Here is a 367-nt window from a genome sequence, read left to right on the forward strand (position 1 = left end):
GGCCTGTTTGCTCGCGGTGAAATGCGGCGTGTCGATGCCGCCGAAGTACGGAAAGCCGACCGTGACGACCTCATGCGCTTGCGCGCCGTCTTCCGCGACGGAGAGCTTCAGCTTCACTTCTGCGCCATGCCGCGCTTCTTTTGCTTCGAGATTCCAGCGCCCTGCGTCGCCGCGGCCTTCCGCGCCCCAGCGAAAGCCGATCGAACCATTCGGCAACACGAGCTTGCCGTCGACGTTGAACGCGACCGTCTTCCACTCGGGGTTATTGTCCTGGCCGAGCACGCCGTTGAAATCGTCGGCGCGGAGATAGCGGTCCGGCACCATGATGCGGCGGCCATCGGCCAGCGCCTTCTCTTTTAGTTGCACG

The 367-nt window shown here is 63.8% G+C and carries 1 pseudogene; it reads right to left on the reverse strand.

What is annotated here, in order from left to right:
* Positions 1–367 (reverse strand): annotated as a pseudogene (gene narZ / locus SB753_RS35305) (nitrate reductase subunit alpha); the annotation flags it as partial.

The organism is Paraburkholderia sp. SIMBA_053 (assembly GCF_046534895.1).
Classification (GTDB): Bacteria; Pseudomonadota; Gammaproteobacteria; order Burkholderiales; family Burkholderiaceae; genus Paraburkholderia; species Paraburkholderia caledonica.